The organism is Enterobacter sp. Sphag1F, from assembly GCF_014193275.1.
GTDB lineage: Bacteria > Pseudomonadota > Gammaproteobacteria > Enterobacterales > Enterobacteriaceae > Pantoea > Pantoea symbiotica.
The window spans coordinates 187315-200887 of sequence record NZ_JACHZD010000003.1 but is presented as its reverse complement, the minus strand read 5'-3'; the positions used below and the strand labels follow the sequence as shown (position 1 = coordinate 200887).

Below are 13573 nucleotides of genomic sequence, written 5' to 3'. Positions count from 1 at the left end.
CCTTACGACGATTAATGGTTTTGTGGGCGAATCGGAATCAGGTATTCGCAGCGGATTTCCGTTGGCGGCTCGCTACGCTTCTTACCACCGTGCGTGAAGAAACGCTCGATATCCTGTCCCTGACGACGCACTAATCCCAGCGTCGGCATGCAGGTGCCGTACAGCAGCAGGATGAATTCACCCAGCGCGCTGCGCGCACCGTTGTAGGTGAACTGCACATAATCTCCTGCTTCCAGCACTACGCTCTGATTCGACTGCATGCTTTTTGCCAGCTGATCGGCGGGCACCGCAGTGGTGTAGAGAATCTCCTGCTCATCATCCTTTTCATGGCTTGCACGCACCTGATGCAGGCCGTACAGCACCGGCGGCACCGTGTCGGTTTCCAGCAGGAACTGCTTCCAGAAATGCATGCGCATCTCATCACGGTAGCTGGAAATCTGCTCTAGCGTGCAGGAGTAACTCTGCGTTTGGCCGACCAGCACCGTTTCAGGCAGCGTAACAAACTGCGCTTCCGGAATACTGTTGTCGTCGAGACGAATCGGTGGGCGAATGCCAAACGAGTTCCACTCCGACGAGCGACGATACCAGGCGGGCGTTTGGTTGAACTGCTTTTTAAACGCACGGGTAAACGTCTGCTGCGAATCGAAGCGATATTGTAGTGCGATGTCGAGGATGGGGCGGCTGGTCAGGCGTAGCGCCACCGCGGCTTTCGACAGCCGACGCGCGCGAATATACGCACCAATCGCGTGGCTGGTTACTTCCTTGAACATCCGCTGCAGATGCCACTTGGAATAGCCTGCTTTCTGCGCAACGTTATCTAATGAAAGCGGTTGATCCAGATGGCTCTCCAGCCAGACAAGCAAATCGCGAATGATACCGGCTTGGTCCATAAAACATCCTCATAACTCTCTGGTGGCGCAACTATGAAGTCGTCGAATAATAGCACGAAATGCACAAAAGCGTGGGGGCGGTTTGCTAATCGAGTGTGCTAAGTCAATGCGGGTTAAAACCCGTTTAGGTTTGGTTCTGTGTCCGATTGACAGTACATTACATTCTCATCTATTCGATTGGCAATGGTAACTCAATGACAATAGCTCGTATTCTTATAATCACGTTGGCAACATATGTATTCAGTGCTGGCGTTCAGGCCGAAGAGATCGGCTCAGTTGACACGGTATTCAAGATGTTTGGCCCCGATCATAAGATCGTGGTGGAAGCCTTCGATGACCCGGACGTAAAAAATGTAACCTGTTATATCAGCCGGGCAAAAACCGGCGGTATCAAAGGCGGATTGGGTTTGGCGGAAGATACGTCCGACTCGGCCATTTCCTGCCAACAGGTTGGGCCGGTAGAGCTTAGCGATAAAATCGCACAAGGCAAGGCGCAAGGTGAAGTGGTGTTCAGGAAACGCACATCGCTGGTGTTCAAGAAGTTGCAGGTGGTGCGCTTCTTTGACCAGAAACGTCATGCGCTGGTGTACCTAAGCTATTCCGACAAAGTAGTGGATGGATCGCCGAAGAATGCGCTGAGCGCCGTGCCGATTATGCCGTGGCATTAATGCAGACATAAAAAAACGCCCTGACGGGCGTTTTTTCTTTCAACTCTTAATCCTGCAGTTCGCCGCAAAAGCGGTAACCTTCGCCGTGAATAGTGGCGATGATTTCTGGCGTGTCTGGCGTGGATTCAAAATGCTTACGGATGCGGCGGATGGTGACATCCACGGTGCGGTCATGCGGCTTCAGCTCGCGGCCGGTCATCTTTTTCAGCAAGTCACCACGCGTTTGAATTTTGCCTGGATTCTCACAGAAGTGCAGCATGGCGCGGAATTCACTGCGCGGCAGCTTATACTGATCGCCGTTCGGGCTGATCAGTGAGCGGCTGTTAATATCCAGCTCCCAGCCATTAAAACGATAGCTTTCAACGGTACGGCGCTCTTCGCTTGGCATCGCCAGATTCATGGTACGCGACAGCAAGTTGCGTGCACGAATCGTCAATTCACGCGGATTGAACGGTTTGGTGATGTAATCATCGGCACCGATTTCCAGACCGAGGATTTTATCCACTTCATTATCACGGCCGGTCAGGAACATCAGCGCGACGTTTGCTTGCTCACGCAGTTCGCGTGCCAGCAGCAAACCGTTTTTACCTGGCAGGTTGATATCCATAATCACCAGGTTGACGTCATTTTCCGTCAAAACCTGATGCATCTCGGCGCCGTCGGTGGCTTCATAGACCACGTAACCTTCTGCCTCAAAGATACTTTTGAGGGTGTTACGCGTGACCAGTTCGTCTTCAACGATAAGAATGTGCGGGGTCTGCATGTTTCGCTACCTAAAATTTGCCAACAAATCGAAAACAGGGCGTACGTCGGTTACGCTATTTTGCTGCAACCGGTATACGAAATAATCTTCGGAATACACCATCCATCTACGTCAACTTCAGTGTTAGCTCAGCCAGCCAGGATGGATATTTGCACGCCCCGAGGATATCGGACAGGCGCTCATCCTAACCGTATTAACAGCAACCTAACAGCACCAACAACAACCGATAAGCATAAAAACAACGCTTCGTTGACTTATATCAAATGCAAGTGTAGCACGTTAACACTTTTATGAAAAACTTCTCCAGGATTGCTAGTTTAGCTCACAAAATGCAGCATTTTTGCTACATTTATCCCTTATACAACCAAAACTAAAACACGCAGGAAATTATATTTCAATGATATGAAAGAAAAGGGTTTTATATTAAATAGGTCATATAATTTTGCTTATGCCTGCTAATTTCCACTACAGCTGGATTTATCCCTCTTTTAACATCGTTAACATCTTATTTTCTCTGCTAGCCGCAGTTGGTATTTTCTCTCCTGCATGCCAACATAATGCGAGTTGTTAACAGTTCGATGGAAAAATCATGCATTTCCCCTTAATCCTTGTCTCTCCCGCCCGTCCGGAAAATATCGGTGCGGCTGCCCGCGCCATGAAAACCATGGGTTTTAGCGAACTGCGCATTGTCGCCAGCGATGCCTGGCAAGATCCGGCAGCACGCCGCGTGGCGCACGGCGCCGGTGAGATTCTCGATAACGTTAGAACCTACGCCACGCTGAGCGAGGCGCTAAAGGATGTCGATTTTTCCGTGGCGACCACCGCACGCAGCCGCGCGAAGTTCCGCTATTACGCCACGCCTGCGCAGGTCGAAAACATTCTGCAGGAGAAGCGCCAATGGCTGAGCCGCATCGCGCTGGTGTTTGGCCGTGAAGACAGCGGTTTAACCAATGAGGAGCTGGAGCAGGTTGATCTGTTGACCGGCATCCCGATGGCCAATGATTATCCGTCGCTGAATCTCGGTCAGGCGGTGATGGTGTATTGCTATCAACTGTCAGCGCTCAATCAAATAGCGGCTGAGACCGCGGAAGTGGCAAATGAGCTGCAGCTGCAGGCATTGCGCCAGCGCTTCCATCAGTTGCTGGTTAAGCTGGACGTCAGCGATGACGTTAAAATGGCCGACTGGATCGATCAGCGTATTGGCCTGCTGGAACAGCGTGACAGCGCCATGCTGCATCGCTTGTTACATGACGTAGAAAAAAAACTTATAGATAATTGCTCGGATAAATCCTGAGTTGCTAGTGACTGATGCGGGAATCTGCCGCATCTCCTGAACGATCGCAATAATTTTTGCTTCAGCAAGCGCAGCACTGCGCAGCGCCAGGGATGGCGCGGCTAAGACAAATTCGTTGACTTAACGTGCGCTTTGCTTTACTTCTGGAAGGCAGACGGACAAGACAAAGACAGACAGAAAAAAATCTAAATGCGTAAACTCAGCCTGAACACCACAATTATTATTACCACCACCATTACCACAGGTAACGGTGCGGGCTGACGCATACAGGAAAAACAAAGAAAAAAGCCCGCACCTAAACAGTGCGGGCTTTTTTTTCGGCAAAAATTCAGGAGAGCTTTAACTATGCGAGTGCTGAAATTCGGCGGAACCTCAGTAGCCAATGCGGAACGTTTTCTCCGTGTGGCGGACATTCTGGAAAGCAATGCACAACAGGGACAGGTTGCGACCGTACTCTCTGCACCAGCAAAAATTACCAATCATCTGGTGGCGATGATTGAGAAAACCATCAGCGGCCTCGACACCTTGCCGAATATCAGCGATGCCGAACGTATTTTTGCCGACCTGCTGCAAGGCTTGCGTGACGCGCAGCCGGGCTTTGATTACGACGGACTGAAAACCCGCGTTGAGCTGGAGTTTGCGCAGCTGAAACAGGTGCTGCACGGCATCAGCCTGCTGGGCCAATGCCCGGACGCCGTTAATGCCGCCATCATCTGCCGTGGCGAGAAGCTATCGATTGCGATTATGGAAGCGTTGCTGCAGGCGCGCGGCCATAAAGTCACCGTGATCGATCCTGTGGAGAAGCTGCTGGCGATTGGTCATTACCTCGAATCCACCGTTGATATCGCCGAATCCACGCGCCGCATCGCCGCCAGCCAGATCCCAGCCGATCACTTTATCCTGATGGCCGGTTTCACCGCCGGTAACGAGAAGGGCGAACTGGTGGTGCTGGGCCGTAACGGTTCTGATTACTCCGCCGCGGTGTTGGCTGCGTGTTTACGTGCTGACTGTTGTGAAATCTGGACTGACGTTGACGGCGTTTATACCTGCGACCCGCGTCAGGTACCCGATGCGCGCTTACTGAAATCGATGTCATATCAGGAAGCGATGGAGCTCTCTTACTTCGGCGCCAAAGTGCTGCATCCGCGTACCATCGCGCCCATCGCTCAGTTCCAGATTCCTTGCCTGATCAAAAACACTGCTAACCCGCAAGCGCCGGGCACCTTAATCGGTGGCGAAGGCGAGCTGGATGAAAATCCGGTTAAAGGCATCACCAACCTGAATAACATGGCGATGTTCAACGTGTCTGGTCCGGGTATGAAAGGCATGGTTGGCATGGCGGCGCGCGTTTTCGCCGCGATGTCACGCACCGGCATTTCAGTGGTGCTGATCACCCAATCCTCTTCAGAATACAGCATCAGCTTCTGCGTACCGCAAAGCGAGCAGGCGCGTGCGCGTCGCGTGCTGGAAGAGGAGTTCTATCTTGAGTTAAAAGATGGCTTGCTTGATCCGCTGGACGTGCTGGAACAGCTGGCGGTGATCTCGGTGGTCGGTGATGGCATGCGCACGCTGCGCGGCATCTCGGCCAAATTCTTCTCGGCGCTGGCGCGTGCCAATATCAATATCGTGGCGATTGCGCAGGGTTCTTCTGAGCGTTCCATCTCGGTAGTGGTGAGCAACGATGAAGTTACTACCGGTGTACGTGTCGTGCATCAGATGCTGTTTGCCACCGATCAGGTAATCGAAGTGTTCGTGGTTGGCGTTGGCGGTGTCGGCGCAGCATTGCTGGATCAGCTGCATCGCCAGCAGACATGGCTGAAACAGAAGCATATCGATCTGCGTGTGTGTGGTATCGCTAACTCGCGTGCGCTATTAACCAACGTACACGGTATCGATCTTAGCAACTGGAAGGCAGAACTGAACGAAGCCAAAGAGCCGTTCAATCTCGGTCGCCTGATGCGTTTGGTGAAGGAGTATCATCTGCTGAATCCGGTGATCGTCGATTGTACTTCCAGCCAGGCGGTCGCCGATCAGTATGCCGATTTCCTCGCCGAAGGTTTCCACGTCGTCACGCCGAACAAAAAAGCCAACACCTCGTCGTGGAATTACTACCAGCAGATGCGAGCAGCGGCAGCGAAATCGCGCCGTAAGTTCCTGTACGACACCAACGTCGGTGCCGGTTTGCCGGTGATCGAAAACCTGCAAAACCTGATGAACGCTGGTGATGAACTGATCAAGTTCTCCGGTATTCTGTCAGGCTCGCTCTCCTTTATCTTCGGCAAGCTTGATGAAGGCGTTTCGCTGTCGGAAGCGACCAAAATGGCGCGAGAAATGGGCTTTACCGAGCCGGATCCGCGTGACGATCTTTCTGGTACCGATGTGGCGCGTAAGCTGCTGATTCTGGCACGTGAAGCGGGGCATCAGCTGGAACTCAGCGATATCGAAATCGAACCGCTGCTGCCTGCCAGCCTGACCGAGATCGCCGACGTTGAGCAGTTTATGGAACGTCTGCCGGAACTGGATAACGCCTTTGCCGCGCGCGTTGCCAAAGCGCGTGACGAAGGTAAAGTATTACGCTTCGTCGGCGCGATTGAAGAGGGCGGCGTCTGCAAAGTGAAGATTGATGCGGTGGACGGCAACGATCCGCTGTACAAAGTGAAAAACGGTGAGAATGCGCTGGCATTCTACAGCCGCTACTATCAGCCAATCCCGCTGGTTCTGCGTGGATATGGTGCAGGGAATGATGTCACAGCAGCAGGCGTGTTTGCTGACCTGCTGCGTACGCTGTCGTGGAAGTTGGGAGTTTGATGATGGTAAAAATTTATGCACCGGCCTCGATAGGTAACGTCAGCGTCGGCTTTGATGTGCTGGGCGCGGCGGTTTCGCCGGTGGATGGTACCTTGTTGGGTGACTGCGTTTCCGTAGAAGCCGCCGACAGCTTTAGCCTGGTGAACTCCGGGCGCTTTGTCAGCAAACTGCCGACCAATCCGCAGGAGAACATCGTTTATCAGTGCTGGGAGCGTTTTTGCCAGGCGATTGGTAAACAAGTTCCGGTGGCGATGACGCTGGAAAAGAATATGCCGATCGGTTCCGGGCTCGGCTCAAGCGCCTGTTCGGTGGTTGCTGGCTTGATGGCGATGAACGAATTCTGCGGCAAACCGCTCAACGATACCGAACTGCTGGCGCTGATGGGCGAGCTCGAAGGGCGTATTTCCGGCAGCGTACACTTTGATAACGTTGCGCCGTGCTTCCTTGGCGGCGTGCAGCTAATGATTGAAGAGAACGGCATTATCAGTCAGGACGTGCCGTGCTTTGATGAATGGCTGTGGGTGATGGCGTATCCGGGGATTAAAGTCTCCACCGCCGAAGCGCGCGCCATTCTGCCAGCACAATACCGCAAAGAGGATGCCATCAAGCACGGTCGCCTGCTGGCGGGCTTTATTCACGCCTGTCATACGCGTCAGCCTGGGCTTGCGGCTAAACTTATGCAGGATGTTATCGCTGAGCCGTATCGCACCAAACTGCTGCCAGGCTTCGCCGATGCGCGTAAAGCGGCGCAGGATATTGGCGCGCTGGCCTGCGGTATTTCGGGTTCCGGCCCGACACTTTTCGCCGTTTGCAACGAGATGGCAACGGCACAGCGGATGGCGGACTGGCTGAGCCAGCACTATCTGCAGAATGAAGAAGGTTTCGTCCACATCTGCCGTCTTGATACGGCTGGCGCACGTAAATTGGGATAACGCATGAAACTCTACAACCTTAAGGATCACAACGAGCAGGTTAGTTTTGCTCAGGCCGTTAAACAGGGCCTCGGCTCGCAGCAAGGGCTGTTTTTCCCGCTCGAACTGCCGGAATTCGAACTGACCGACATTGATGCCATGCTGGAGATGGATTTCGTCAGCCGCAGCAGCAAAATTCTCTCTGCCTATATTGGCGATGAAATTGCGGCGCATCAGTTGGCCGAGCGCGTGAAAAACGCCTTTGCTTTCCCGGCGCCAGTGGCGAAGGTCAGCGATGATGTGGCTTGCCTCGAGCTGTTCCACGGCCCAACGCTGGCGTTCAAAGATTTCGGCGGCCGCTTTATGGCGCAGATGCTCTCCTATGTGAGTGGTGCGGATGAGCAGATCACCATTCTGACCGCCACGTCCGGCGATACCGGCGCAGCGGTGGCGCATGCCTTCTACGGCATGGAAAACGTGCGCGTGGTGATTCTCTATCCGCAGGGCAAAATCAGCCCGCTGCAGGAGAAACTGTTCTGTACGCTGGGCGGCAACATCGAAACCATCGCGGTTGAAGGCGATTTCGATGCATGCCAGGCACTGGTGAAACAGGCGTTTGATGATGAAGAGCTGAAGAAGGCGATTGGCCTGAACTCGGCGAACTCCATCAACATCAGCCGTCTGCTGGCGCAGATTTGCTACTACTTCGAAGCGGTAGCGCAGCTGCCACAAGAGAAGCGCAATCAGCTGGTGGTCTCGGTGCCGAGCGGAAACTTCGGTGACTTAACGGCTGGCCTGTTGGCGAAATCATTGGGTCTGCCAATCAAGCGTTTTATCGCTGCGACCAATGCTAACGATACCGTGCCACGCTTCCTCGGCAACGGTGCATGGCAGCCAAACGCCACGGTAGCAACGCTGTCGAACGCCATGGATGTCAGCCAGCCAAACAACTGGCCGCGCGTGGAAGAGCTGTTCCGCCGTAAAACCTGGCGCTTGACCGATCTGGCGTACGGCGCTGTAACGGATGAAACCACCAAATCCACCATGCGCGAGCTGGCTGAGATTGGCTACATCTCTGAACCGCATGCGGCGATTGCTTATCGTCTGCTGCGCGACAACCTGCAGGAGGGCGAATATGGCCTGTTCCTCGGGACTGCGCATCCGGCGAAGTTCAAAGAGAGCGTGGACGAGATTTTAGGTCAGGATCTGCCGCTGCCGAAAGAGCTGGCCGAGCGCGCCGACTTGCCGCTGCTGTCGCACAATCTGAAAGGCGATTTCGCTGAACTGCGCGCGTTTTTGTTGAAGTAATGTAGGGTCGCCATTCATGGCGACCTCGATCAAGCCGCCATCACGGCGGCTTCCTTATTTCTGTTCGCGGCGCTTAAACACCAGCTCATTATCTTTGCTTTCTGCTGAGTCAAAGAAATACCCATCCACATCGAACTTCTTCAGCTGCGCTGGCTTGGTCAGGCGGTTCTGAATCACATAGCGGCTCATCAATCCGCGCGCTTTCTTGGCGTAGAAGCTGATGACTTTAAACTTGCCATTCTTCTCATCGAGGAACACAGGCTTGATCAATTCGGCGTTGAGTTTCTTCGGCTTAATGGCTTTGAAATACTCATCGGATGCCAGATTGATCAGCACGTCGTCACCTTGCTCCGCAATCGCTTCGTTCAACTTCGCGGTCAACAAATCGCCCCAGAAGCCGTAGAGATCTTTACCGGCTGGATTCGCCAGTTTAATGCCCATCTCCAGACGATAAGGCTGCATCAAATCGAGCGGGCGCAGTAGACCGTATAATCCGGACAACATGCGCAGGTGCTGCTGGGCAAAATCGAAATCGTTGTCGCTAAAGGTTTCGGCCTGCAAACCGGTATACACATCGCCTTTGAACGCCAGAATTGCCTGACGCGCGTTCTCCAGCGATAAGGGTGGCTGCCATTGGTTAAAACGATCGGCATTCAGGTGCGCCAGTTTGTCGCTGATGCCCATCAGTGAACTGATCTGCGACGGTGAAAGATCGCGCGCAACGTCAATTAATTGGTGTGATTTTTCTAACAGCGCCGGTTGGGTAAAACGTTGTGTCGCCAGCGGGCTTTCATAGTCCAGTGTTTTCGCTGGCGAGATAACCATCAGCATCGTGTACGTCCTCTTTGACCCGCAGGTTTATCAGGGAATTGAAGGGAAAAATGTTGCAAGGAGTGTAGCAAAAAAGCGGCATGGATCGGCAAATCGCTCCCATTTGTTAGCGCTATCGTAAAGGGCACTTCGTGGTGTTGCGCCGTCACTTGTGCGTGATATTATCGCAACAGCCTTTTACACCCTGACAGTCAACCTAAGAGAAAGAGAACCATGACGGACAAACTTACTTCCTTGCGTCAGCTGACTACTGTGGTCGCCGACACCGGTGATATCGCGGCAATGAAGCTTTACCAGCCGCAAGATGCGACCACCAACCCTTCTTTGATTCTCAACGCCGCTCAAATCCCTGAATACCGCAAACTGATTGATGAAGCCATTACCTGGGCGCGTCAGCAGAGCAGCAATAAAGAAGAACAACTGGCGCTGGTATCTGACAAGCTGGCCGTCAACATTGGTCTGGAAATTCTCAAACTGATCCCAGGTCGCATCTCGACTGAAGTGGATGCGCGTCTCTCCTACGACACTGAAGCGAGCATCGCTAAAGCGCGTAGCCTGATCAAACTGTACAACGATGCTGGCATCAGCAATGACCGTATCCTGATCAAACTGGCGTCAACCTGGCAGGGTATCCGTGCTGCTGAGCAGCTGGAGAAAGAAGGCATCAACTGTAACCTGACGCTGCTGTTCTCCTTCGCGCAGGCGCGTGCGTGTGCCGAAGCCGGCGTGTTCCTGATCTCTCCATTCGTTGGCCGTATCCTCGACTGGTACAAGCAGAACACCGATAAAAAAGAGTACGCAGCACACGAAGATCCAGGCGTGGTGTCTGTGGCTGAAATCTACAACTACTACAAGCAGCACGGTTATGAAACCGTGGTGATGGGCGCGAGCTTCCGTAACGTTGGCGAGATCATTGAACTGGCGGGCTGCGATCGTCTGACCATTTCTCCGGGCCTGCTTAAAGAGCTGGCTGAGAGCGAAGGTACTGTTGAGCGTAAACTGAGCTACACCGGCGAAGTGAAAGCGCGTCCAGCGAAGATGACTGAAGCTGAGTTCTTCTGGCAGCACAATCAGGATCCAATGGCCGTTACCAAACTGGCTGAAGGTATCCGCAACTTTGCCATCGATCAGGGCAAACTTGAGAAGATGATCGCCGAACTGCTGTAAGGTGCCAGGCCGTGGCGGCGACAGGCTGCCACGGTTTTACGTTTTTCCCCCGCTTCCTGTATTATCCTTTTACTTCCCACATCATTTGCTGCCTTGCAGCCAACCACAGCGATAACTCTATGGATACTTTACGAATTGGATTAATTTCCGTTTCCGATCGTGCTGCTAACGGCATCTATCAGGATCAGGGCATTCCGGCGTTAGAGAGCTGGCTCGCCGCCGCGCTGGCTACGCCATTTGAAATCGAAACGCGCCTGGTGCCGGATGAACAACCCATGATTGAGCAGGCGATCTGCGAGCTGGTCGATGAGCTGTTCTGTAACCTGGTGCTCACCACTGGCGGTACCGGACCGGCGCGACGTGATGTGACGCCGGATGCCACGCTGGCGGTCGCCGACCGTGAAATGCCGGGCTTCGGCGAGCAGATGCGTCAAATCAGCCTGCAATTTGTGCCGACCGCCATTTTGTCGCGTCAGGTTGGCGTGATTCGCAAACAATCATTGATCCTCAATCTGCCGGGTCAGCCAAAATCCATTAAAGAGACGCTGGAAGGACTGAAAGCGGAAGATGGTACGGTAAAAGTGCCAGGGATTTTTGCAGCTGTACCTTATTGTTTACAGCTGTTGGAAGGGCCGTACGTTGAAACTCATGCCGATGTGGTAGCAGCTTTTCGCCCCAAAAGCGCCCGTCGTGAGACAAATGACTAAAAATCGGCATTTTCAGGCATAAAATCCAGCGGCACTGGTGTGGCAAAATATTGACGGTATAGTAATCCAATCTTTACATAAGTTGTTTTGCCTCTGGATACCGCTGGATTATGGATACGCACGCAACGCGTCGACTCAATGGACAGGATTACAAAACCCTGTCGCTGGCCGCCCTTGGTGGGGCGCTGGAATTCTACGACTTCATCATCTTCGTCTTCTTTGCAGCTGTGATCGGCGAGCTGTTCTTCCCACCTGACATCCCCGAATGGCTGCGTCAGGTGCAGACCTTCGCCATCTTTGCTGCCGGTTATTTGGCGCGTCCGTTGGGCGGCATCATCATGGCGCACTTTGGTGACAAAGTGGGGCGTAAGAAGATGTTCAGCCTCAGTATTCTGTTGATGGCGCTGCCGACGCTGGCGATGGGCGCATTGCCCACTTATGCCAGCATCGGCATCGCTGCGCCGCTGTTGATGTTGCTGATGCGTGTGCTGCAAGGCGCGGCTATTGGCGGTGAAGTGCCTGGCGCGTGGGTGTTTGTCGCCGAACATGTGCCCGAAAAACGCATCGGTTTTGCCTGCGGCACGCTGACGGCGGGCTTAACCGCCGGCATTCTGCTCGGTTCGCTGGTGGCAACGGTGCTGAACACCACGCTATCACCGGCTGCGATTCGCGATCACGGCTGGCGCATTCCCTTCTTCCTCGGCGGGGTGTTTGGCCTGCTGGCGATGTATCTGCGTCGCTGGCTGCATGAAACGCCGGTGTTCCAGCAGATGCAGCAGCGCAAAGCGCTGGCAGAAAAAATGCCGCTGCAAACCATTCTCGCCAGTCACAAGCGCGGCATCGTAATTTCGATGCTGCTTACCTGGCTGCTGTCAGCCTGCATTGTGGTGGTGATTTTGATGGCGCCAACGCTGATGCAGAAACAGCACGGCATTCCTGCTGCGCTCAGTCTGCAAGCCAACAGCTTCGCCACCATTATGCTGCTGCTGGGCTGCGTTATCGCCGGATGGCTGGTGGATCGCTTCGGCGCGGCGCGATCGCTGGTGGTCGGCTCATTATTGCTGGCGATCGGCAGCTGGAACTTCTTCCATCAACTGGGCAGCACGCCGGAAATGCTGTTTGTCTGGTATGGCTTAGCGGGCCTTAGCGTTGGCGTGGTAGGCGTGGTGCCGTTTGTGATGGTACGCGCGTTCCCAGCGGCGGTGCGCTTTACCGGCATCTCGTTCTCTTACAATGTTGCTTACGCGATTTTTGGTGGCCTGACGCCAATTAGCGTGACGCTGATGATGAGCCTGACGCCAATGGCACCGGCCTGGTATGTGCTGGCGCTGGCGGTTATTGGCTTTATGGTGGGCATTTGGCTGTGGCGCGATAGCCGTCAGCAGCATGCGCAGTTGGATATGTCGCTGCACTCGTCATAAGGCAAAAAGCGGAGCCAAACAGCTCCGCTTTTTCTTTTCTTACTCGCCAATCGGCAATACCGTGCGGCCAAATTTCTCGTTCAGCACTTCGCCCATCGCCAGATAGAACGCGCTCGATCCACAAATAATGCCAATCCAGCCAGCAAAGCGCAGCAGCCCCGCGTTATCGGTCAGATGGCCGATGGCCAGCAGCGCAAACAGCAGCGTCAGACTGGCGAAGATGAACTGCAGCATTTTCGGCGACTTCAGCGTGCCGAAGAACAAAAACGCGGTGAACACGCCCCACAGCGCGAGATAGGCGCCAAGGAAGTGGCCATCGGCCGCCTCTGCCAGCCCTAGTTTCGGCAACAGCAGAATCGCCACCAACGTTAACCAGAAGCTGCCGTAAGAGGTAAAGGCGGTCAGCCCGAAGGTGTTGCCTTTCTTATACTCCAGCAGCCCGGCAAAAATTTGCGCGATGCCGCCGTAGAAAATACCCATCGCCAGGATGATCACATCCATCGCAAACAGGCCAGTGTTGTGTAAGTTGAGCAGGATGGTGGTCATACCGAATCCCATCAGGCCCAACGGGGCGGGATTCGCCAGCGTGGTATTGCTCATAATTCCTCAGAAGCAGCGTTGAAGATGTTGTTAGTGTTTTACCCCCGCGCAAACCGCTGGTGGCGCGAGGCGCTGCATAATAAGCGGCCTCTTTTTGGCCAACTTTGATCTGAATCGACCAGAGAATGAAATTTTTTTTAGTTTTAACCCTTGATGCGCATCGAACCGGCCCCATTTACTTGTCATCGAGCGTTGTGAGGCAGCA

The 13573-nt window shown here is 53.8% G+C and carries 13 protein-coding genes and 1 other annotated feature; of the genes, 9 read left to right on the top strand and 4 right to left on the bottom strand.

All coding sequences use genetic code 11. The annotated features are described in order from the left end of the window. Positions 1-11: 11 nt before the first annotated feature. The gene (robA, locus tag FHW71_RS11705; RefSeq protein WP_008108690.1) at positions 12-890 is read right to left on the bottom strand and encodes an MDR efflux pump AcrAB transcriptional activator RobA; all 879 of its coding nucleotides are present in this window, start codon (positions 888-890) and stop codon (positions 12-14) included. 194 nt (positions 891-1084) lie between these two features. Between robA and creA the strand changes: the two genes are divergently transcribed. Then, positions 1085-1558, top strand: a complete 474-nt coding sequence (gene creA / locus FHW71_RS11700) for a protein CreA (RefSeq protein ID WP_008108688.1) — start codon at positions 1085-1087, stop codon at positions 1556-1558. A gap of 46 nt (positions 1559-1604) precedes the next feature. On the opposite strand, the gene arcA is transcribed toward creA, so the two are convergent. Next, the gene (gene arcA / locus FHW71_RS11695) at positions 1605-2321 is read right to left on the bottom strand and encodes a two-component system response regulator ArcA (RefSeq protein ID WP_008108686.1); all 717 of its coding nucleotides are present in this window, start codon (positions 2319-2321) and stop codon (positions 1605-1607) included. A 589-nt stretch (positions 2322-2910) separates the two neighbouring features. Between arcA and FHW71_RS11690 the strand changes: the two genes are divergently transcribed. The 5 genes from FHW71_RS11690 to thrC all read left to right on the top strand — a co-directional run bounded on the left by FHW71_RS11690 (position 2911) and on the right by thrC (position 8642). Beyond that, complete coding sequence (locus tag FHW71_RS11690; protein ID WP_179451945.1) at positions 2911-3615, top strand: tRNA/rRNA methyltransferase; 705 nt, start codon at positions 2911-2913, stop codon at positions 3613-3615. A 189-nt stretch (positions 3616-3804) separates the two neighbouring features. Further along, on the top strand, positions 3805-3876 hold the full coding sequence (thrL, locus tag FHW71_RS24135) for a thr operon leader peptide (RefSeq protein ID WP_071531027.1): 72 nt from the start codon (positions 3805-3807) through the stop codon (positions 3874-3876). Next, positions 3812-3934 (top strand) — a sequence feature (Thr leader region). (Overlaps the previous gene by 65 nt.) Before the next feature lie 26 nt (positions 3935-3960). Continuing rightward, a complete protein-coding gene (gene thrA / locus FHW71_RS11680) occupies positions 3961-6423 on the top strand; it encodes a bifunctional aspartate kinase/homoserine dehydrogenase I (protein ID WP_179451946.1) in 2463 nt (820 codons plus the stop codon). A gap of 2 nt (positions 6424-6425) precedes the next feature. Continuing rightward, a complete protein-coding gene (gene thrB / locus FHW71_RS11675) occupies positions 6426-7355 on the top strand; it encodes a homoserine kinase (protein WP_008108677.1) in 930 nt (309 codons plus the stop codon). Positions 7356-7358: 3 nt separating this feature from the next. After that, on the top strand, positions 7359-8642 hold the full coding sequence (gene thrC / locus FHW71_RS11670; protein WP_008108676.1) for a threonine synthase: 1284 nt from the start codon (positions 7359-7361) through the stop codon (positions 8640-8642). A 54-nt stretch (positions 8643-8696) separates the two neighbouring features. Here thrC and yaaA read toward each other — a convergent pair whose 3' ends face one another. After that, on the bottom strand, positions 8697-9473 hold the full coding sequence (gene yaaA, locus FHW71_RS11665) for a peroxide stress protein YaaA (protein WP_179451947.1): 777 nt from the start codon (positions 9471-9473) through the stop codon (positions 8697-8699). Between the two features lie 213 nt (positions 9474-9686). Here yaaA and tal point away from each other — a divergent pair, with 213 nt between their 5' ends. The 3 genes from tal to FHW71_RS11650 all read left to right on the top strand — a co-directional run bounded on the left by tal (position 9687) and on the right by FHW71_RS11650 (position 12768). Beyond that, entirely contained in the window at positions 9687-10640 is a 954-nt protein-coding gene (tal, locus tag FHW71_RS11660; RefSeq protein ID WP_061718163.1) for a transaldolase, read from the top strand. 119 nt (positions 10641-10759) lie between these two features. Further along, a complete protein-coding gene (gene mog / locus FHW71_RS11655; RefSeq protein WP_154154282.1) occupies positions 10760-11347 on the top strand; it encodes a molybdopterin adenylyltransferase in 588 nt (195 codons plus the stop codon). Positions 11348-11457: 110 nt separating this feature from the next. Next, positions 11458-12768, top strand: coding sequence for an MFS transporter (locus FHW71_RS11650; protein ID WP_179451948.1), 1311 nt, complete (start codon positions 11458-11460; stop codon positions 12766-12768). Between the two features lie 39 nt (positions 12769-12807). Here the strand turns inward: FHW71_RS11650 and satP are convergent, their stop codons facing one another. After that, the gene (satP, locus tag FHW71_RS11645; protein ID WP_008108667.1) at positions 12808-13368 is read right to left on the bottom strand and encodes an acetate uptake transporter; all 561 of its coding nucleotides are present in this window, start codon (positions 13366-13368) and stop codon (positions 12808-12810) included. Positions 13369-13573 lie beyond the last annotated feature (205 nt).